The following is a 6,465-nucleotide window of genomic DNA, read 5'->3' as shown; positions in this document are numbered from 1 at the left end:
CGCGCGGGGCCGCCGGGGGGGGGCGCGGGGACGGGGGTGAGTCGGGCCCGGCGCGCGCGCCCGCCCCCCCCCGCCCGCGCGGGGGGGGGGGCGCGGGGGGGCGCCCCCCCCCCCCCGGGCCTGGACCACCGCCAGGACGGTGGCTAGCTCCTCGGGGGTCGGCTGCCCGTGCAGCACGTGGATCGGGGCCATGGCTCAATCCTCTCGCTACGGCCTTGTTCTGGGCAGTGGACCTACAGGGGGATGTTGCCGTGCTTCTTCGGCGGGAGCACCTCGCGCTTGCCGCGCAGCGCCCGCAGGCCGCGGACGATGTGGCGGCGGGTCTCGCTCGGCGCGATCACCGCGTCCACGTAGCCGCGTTCGGCCGCGAGGTACGGGTTGAGCAGGGTGTCCTCGTACGAGGCGATGAGCTCGGCCCGCTTCTCCTCGGCGGTGCCGGCGGCCTCGGCCTCGGCGATCTCGCGGCGGTGCAGGATGTTGACCGCGCCCTGCGCGCCCATGACCGCGATCTGGGCGGTCGGCCAGGCCAGGTTGAGGTCGGCGCCGAGGTGCTTGGAGCCCATGACGTCGTAGGCGCCGCCGAAGGCCTTGCGGGTGATCACGGTGATCAGCGGCACGGTGGCCTCGGCGTAGGCGTAGATCAGCTTGGCGCCGCGGCGGATGATGCCGTCCCACTCCTGCTCGGTGCCGGGCAGGAAGCCGGGCACGTCGACGAAGGTCAGCACCGGGACGTTGAAGCTGTCGCAGGTGCGGATGAAGCGGGCGGCCTTCTCGCTGGCGTTGATGTCCAGGCAGCCGGCCAGGTCCATCGGCTGGCTGCCGACGATGCCCACCGACTGGCCCTCGACCCGGGCGAAGCCGGTGATGATGTTGCCGGCGAACAGCGGCTGGGTCTCCAGGAACTCGCCGTCGTCGACGATGTGCTCGATCACCTTGCGCATGTCGTACGGCTGGTTCGCCGAGTCCGGCACGATCGTGTCGAGTTCGAGGTCCTCGTCGGTGATGTCGAGGTCCGCCTGCTCGGGGTAGGACGGCGGGTCCGAGAGGTTGTTGGAGGGCAGGTACGAGAGCAGGCTCTTGACGTACTCGATCGCCTCCTTCTCGTCCGTGGCCAGGTAGTGCGCGTTGCCCGACTTGGTGTTGTGGGTGCGCGCGCCGCCCAGCTCCTCCATGCCGACGTCCTCGCCGGTGACGGTCTTGATGACGTCCGGGCCGGTGATGAACATGTGCGAGGTCCGGTCGGCCATCACGACGAAGTCGGTGATCGCGGGGGAGTACACCGCGCCGCCGGCGCAGGGGCCCATGATCAGCGAGATCTGCGGGATCACGCCGGAGGCGTGCACGTTGCGGCGGAAGATCTCGCCGTACAGGCCGAGCGAGACCACGCCCTCCTGGATCCGGGCGCCGCCGGAGTCGTTGATGCCGATGACCGGGCAACCGGTCTTCAGCGCGAAGTCCATGACCTTGACGATCTTCTCGCCGAAGACCTCGCCGAGGGAGCCGCCGAAGACGGTGAAGTCCTGGGCGAACACGGCGACCTGGCGGCCGTCGACGGTGCCGTAGCCGGTGACCACGCCGTCGCCGTACGGGCGGTTCTTCTCCTGCCCGAAGTTGGTCGAGCGGTGCCGGGCGAACTCGTCGAACTCGACGAAGGAGTCCTCGTCCAGCAGCTCCGCGACCCGCTCCCGGGCCGTCAGCTTGCCCTTGGCGTGCTGCTTCTCCACCGCCTTGGCGGAGCCGGAGTGCACCGCCTCGTCGATCCTGCGCCGCAGGTCGGCGAGCTTGCCCGCGGTGGTGTGGGGGTCGTACGGGGCCTCGGTCATTCCGGTGGCTCTCCCTGATCCTGGGCCGCGACCTGTTCGAGTGCGCGCGGACCGGAACGGGGGCCCGCACAGGAGGGCAGGGCGGCGCTGCGAACTACCGTTGGGTAGCGTAGCCAGCACGGAGGGCCAGACGTAACGCCCGGCCGTTATGGTCAGCGACACAGTTTTGTTGACGGCCGTTCTGCGGCACGATGGGACGGCGTGGGCCGTCGGGCCCGTCTAGGGTCGTTCCCATGAGCGCACCCGAGACCCCCCGCCGCAGTGGACTCCGCGGCTTCGGCCACGCCGGGCCGTCACCGTGGACCGACCTGGACCGCCCGCCGCTGGACGAGGACGCGCTGCGCCGGGACCTGGTGCTCCCGGGAGGGCTGTGGACCTCGCTCGACGTCGTCACCGAGACCGGCTCCACCAACACCGACCTCGCCGCCCGCGCCCTGGCCGGTGCGCCGCAGGGCGCCGTCCTGGTCGCCGAGGCGCAGAGCGCCGCACGCGGGCGGCTGGACCGGCAGTGGACGGCGCCGCCTCGCTCGGGGCTGTTCCTCTCCGTCCTGCTGCGCCCCGAGGAGGTGCCGGTCGAGCGGTACGGCTGGCTGCCGATCCTGGTCGGCGTCGCCGTGGCCAGCACCCTGGACCGGGTCGCCGGCGTCGAGGTCGGGCTGAAGTGGCCCAACGACCTCCAGGTCGAGGTCGACGGCGCCGAGCGCAAGCTCGGCGGCATCCTGACCGAACTGAGCGGCGGCGCCGTCGTCGCCGGGGTCGGCCTCAACGTCACGCTGCGCGAGGAGGAGCTGCCCGTCCCCACCGCCGCCTCGCTCGCCCTGGCCGGCGCCGCCGTCACCGACCGCTCCACCCTGCTGCGCGCCCTGCTGCGCGAGTTCGCCGAGCTCTACGGCGACTGGACGGCCGCCGCCGGCGACCCGCACGCGAGCGACCTGCTCCGCGCCTACGTCGACCGCTGCACCACGCTCGGCCGCCAGGTCAAGGTGCACCTGCCGGGCGACACCGAGCTCACCGGGGAGGCCGTGGCGATCGACGGCGACGGGCGGCTGGTGGTTCGTACGCCGGAGGGCGCGCGCCGTGCGGTGGGCGCGGGGGACGTCGTCCACGTGCGCCCCGAACCCCGCTGAACGGCATCTTCACCTCTCCTTGACCCGGGCGGATGCCCCGGATCACGCGATTCCGTGCGAACATTCCACCTGGCAGCGGTGTGAGGCGCGCCACTGTCCGCCCGGGTGGCGGGCGGGCGCCCGGACAGGTAGGACACGAGGCAAGTGCGGCGACCGCACGGGGACGGACCGGTGGCAGAGGACGGCAGCAACGGCGGGACGGCGGACAGCCACGACCAGACGGTCGCGCTCGAACTCGAACGCCTGATCCTGGACGCACCGCGCCGCTACACCCCCTACCAGGCCGCGAGGGCCGCCGACGTCCCGATGGAGCTGGCCACCCGCTTCTGGCGGGCGATGGGCTTCCCCGACATCGGACAGTCCCGGGCCCTCACCGACGGTGACGTGATCGCGCTGCGCCGGCTGGCCGGACTGGTCGAGTCCGGCCTGCTCAGCGAGTCGATGGCGATCCAGGTGGCCCGCTCCACCGGGCAGACCACGGCGCGGCTGGCCGGCTGGCAGATGGACACCTTCCTGGAGAACCTCACCCAGTCCGTCGAGCCGGGCCTCACCCGCGCCGAGGTCGCCTACCCACTGGTCGAGCTGCTGCTGCCCGAGCTGGAGCAGTTCCTCGTCTACGTCTGGCGGCGCCAGCTGGCCGCCGTCACCGGGCGGGTCGTGCAGGCCGCCGAGGACCACGAGATCACCAGCGGCCGGCTCGCCGTCGGCTTCGCCGACCTGGTCGGCTTCACCCGCCTCTCCCGGCGGCTGGAGGAGGAGGAACTCGGCGAGCTCGTCGAGACCTTCGAGAACACCTGCTCCGACCTGATCGCCGGGCAGGGCGGCCGGGTCATCAAGACCCTCGGCGACGAGATCCTCTACGTCTCCGAGGACCCGGTGACCGCCGCCGAGATCGCGCTCGGCCTGATCGACGCGCTCGCCGAGGACGAGACCATCCCCGCACTGCGGGTCGGCATGGCCTTCGGCACCGTGACCTCCCGGATGGGCGACGTCTTCGGCACAACCGTCAACCTGGCCAGCCGGCTCACCTCCATCGCGCCCAAGGACGCCGTGCTGATCGACGGCGAGTTCGCCGCCGCGCTGGAGCAGAACGGCAGTGTCGCCCCGCCCGACGCGGACGGGCCCGGCCTCGCCGAGGCGCTCTCGGCCGCCGCCGGGATGCCCGCCTCCGGGCTTCCGCTGCCCTCGCCGGACTCCGGGCACCGCTTCCACCTGCAGCCGATGTGGCGGCGGCCGGTGCGGGGGCTCGGGCTGGTCGAGCCGTGGCTGCTGTCGCGGCGGCTCAAGCCGGAGTAGCCGACGGGAGTCGGGTCGGCCGGCCGGGGTGGCCGGGGGCCGGGCTGGGGTCTGGGGCTTGGGGCCGGGCTGGGCTCTGGGGCTTGGGGCTTGGGCTGGGGTCTGGGGCTGGGGCCGGGGGCTTGCCGTCGAACGGGCGACCGGTGTGTGGGTCGAAACGGGGCATAACCGGGTGAAGTCGCCATAGTCTTGGTGCAGCGGCCGGTACGCGTGCGGCTGCCCTCGGTAGGACCGGGCACAGGGAGCGGGGCGAGCCGGTGAGCAGTGAGGCGACCATGACGGACCGCGGCTGCGACTGCGACGCCTCCGGGCGGCCCGCCGCCCTGCCCGACCTGCGACTGCAGTCCGTGGTCGAGCTCGCCCAGGACATGGCCGGGGCGCTCACCCCCCTGGAGGCCGTCCGCGCCGCCGCCGCCCGCGCCACCGAGGCGCTCGGCGCCACCATGGCCGCCGTCTCCGTCTGGGACCGTGAGTCCGGGCGGCTGCGGGTCCTCGTCAACCACGGCGACCTCGCCCCCGGCGAGGAGGAACAGCCCGAGGACGAGTCCTACCCCGTCGCCGACTTCCCGGAGATCGTCACCTATCTGGAGGAACGCTGGACCACCGGACGGCTGCCGCGCGCCTGGCTGCAGACCGCCGAGAACAGCGAACCCCACGCCGGTCACGTGCATCCCACCGCCGGCGCGTACTGCCAGGAACGCGCCGCGGCGCTGCGCCGGCGCGGGCGGGGCTGCTGCGTCGTCGCGCCGATCGTCCTGCACGGGCAGGCCTGGGGCGAGCTCTACCTGGCCCGGGCCACCGGGATGCCCGAGTTCACCGAGGCCGACGCCGACTACGCCACCCTGCTGGCCGCCCAGGTCTCGGCCGGGCTCGCCCAGACCGAGCGCCTCGCCGACCTGCGCAAACTCGCCTTCTCCGACCCGCTCACCGGCCTCGCCAACCGGCGCGCGGTGGACGCCCGGCTGGAGAGCGCCCTGGAGGCGCACAACCGGGACAACACCGTCGTGTCGCTGGTCGTGTGCGACGTCAACGGCCTCAAGCGGGTCAACGACCAGCTCGGCCACGAAATGGGCGACCGCCTGCTGGAACGATTCGCCCACCAGCTGTCGCTCGCCGCCGCCAAACTGCCCGGCAGCCTCGCGGCCCGGCTCGGCGGCGACGAGTTCTGCCTGCTCGCGGAGGGCCAGAAGGCCGACGAGGTCGTGGCCGTCGCCGAGGAGCTGTGCGCGCGGGCGCTGGCGCTGTCCGAGGGCGAGGGGGTGGCGTGCGGGGTCGCCTCGACGGGGGATTCCATCGGGCCCGTCACCACCCCCGACCGCCTCTTCCGGCTCGCCGACGCGGCCCAGTACCGGGCCAAGGCCGCCCGCGCCGCCCACCCCGTCGTCGCCGGGCGCAGCCACGGGCCCGGCTTCTCGCCCGACCCCACGGTGCTGCTGGCCGACGCCGCCGACCCCCACCACCGGGCGGACGGGCGCGGGCGGCCCGGCGGGCGGATCGGCAACGGCGACCGGCGGCGGTTCCGGGGTGCCGCGCACAGCGCCGACCCCGGGCAGCTGCTCACCGCCGTCCTGTCCGCCCTCGACCAGCACGGCGCCGCCCGCGCCGTCCACAGCGCCGACACCCTCGGCAAACTCGCGGTCGTCGCCGAGGCCGCCGCCCGGCTGCTGGACGCGGTGGGGTGGTGGGTGTCGTACGTGCCGCCGGGGTCCCAGCTGATGCGGACCGCCCAGCACGCCGTCTACCGGATGACCAGCGGGCCCAGCAGCACCCGTGCCGAGACCCAGCGCGCCCAGATCGAGGCCCCGGACGCGGTCTTCGATCTCCGGCACTACCCGATGACTCGACGGGCCGTCCGGGGCGGTGCGTTTGCCCTCCGGGCGGGGGCGGCCGGCAACGACCCGGCGGAGGAGGCGATGCTCGTCGTCTCCGGCTACCGGGGGATGGTCGCGGCGGGTGGGCAGAATCCGGCGGGTGGCTGGCTCGTGGAGCTGTTCGCGGATGATGCGACGCTTCCTCTGGGGCAGGCGGCTTGTGTGATGCGGGCGTTGGTGGCGGTGGCGCTTTCGGGGCCGGCTTCGCCGCCGGGGGTTTGAGGGTTCCGCTGCGCGGGGCTTGGGGCGGGGTCGTGGGCTTTCGGGTGGGTGGGGGGTGCCGGGGGTGGCTGCGGGGGTGGCCGCTCCGGGGGCTGGATGATTTTCCGACTGCCGACTCTGTGGGTG

4 protein-coding genes and 1 pseudogene are annotated in these 6,465 nt (G+C 73.7%); 3 read left to right on the top strand and 2 right to left on the bottom strand.

Features of this window, described 5'->3' with window-relative positions:
- Together ACFV4F_RS24265 and ACFV4F_RS24260 are read right to left on the bottom strand one after the other, a co-directional pair.
- Positions 1 to 192 (bottom strand): acyl-CoA carboxylase subunit epsilon (locus ACFV4F_RS24265; protein ID WP_380505471.1); only part of this gene is annotated, 192 nt, incomplete at its 3' end.
- Between the two features lie 41 nt (positions 193 to 233).
- Positions 234 to 1,823, bottom strand: a complete 1,590-nt coding sequence (locus ACFV4F_RS24260) for an acyl-CoA carboxylase subunit beta (RefSeq protein WP_380439102.1) — start codon at positions 1,821 to 1,823, stop codon at positions 234 to 236.
- A 233-nt stretch (positions 1,824 to 2,056) separates the two neighbouring features.
- Between ACFV4F_RS24260 and ACFV4F_RS24255 the strand changes: the two genes are divergently transcribed.
- The 3 genes and pseudogenes from ACFV4F_RS24255 to ACFV4F_RS24245 all read left to right on the top strand — a co-directional run.
- The gene (locus tag ACFV4F_RS24255; protein WP_380439104.1) at positions 2,057 to 2,950 is read left to right on the top strand and encodes a biotin--[acetyl-CoA-carboxylase] ligase; all 894 of its coding nucleotides are present in this window, start codon (positions 2,057 to 2,059) and stop codon (positions 2,948 to 2,950) included.
- Between the two features lie 171 nt (positions 2,951 to 3,121).
- Positions 3,122 to 4,246 carry an adenylate/guanylate cyclase domain-containing protein gene (locus ACFV4F_RS24250; protein ID WP_380439106.1) on the top strand — a complete coding sequence of 375 codons (1,125 nt, stop codon included), beginning with the start codon at positions 3,122 to 3,124 and terminating at the stop codon, positions 4,244 to 4,246.
- A gap of 368 nt (positions 4,247 to 4,614) precedes the next feature.
- Positions 4,615 to 5,751: pseudogene (locus ACFV4F_RS24245) on the top strand (diguanylate cyclase domain-containing protein); the annotation flags it as partial.
- Positions 5,752 to 6,465 lie beyond the last annotated feature (714 nt).

The sequence above is a fragment of the Kitasatospora sp. NPDC059722 genome (assembly GCF_042733235.1).
Taxonomy (GTDB): Bacteria; Actinomycetota; Actinomycetes; order Streptomycetales; family Streptomycetaceae; genus Kitasatospora.
Note: the sequence above shows the minus strand (reverse complement) of the source record. Positions and strands in the feature narration are given on the sequence as shown.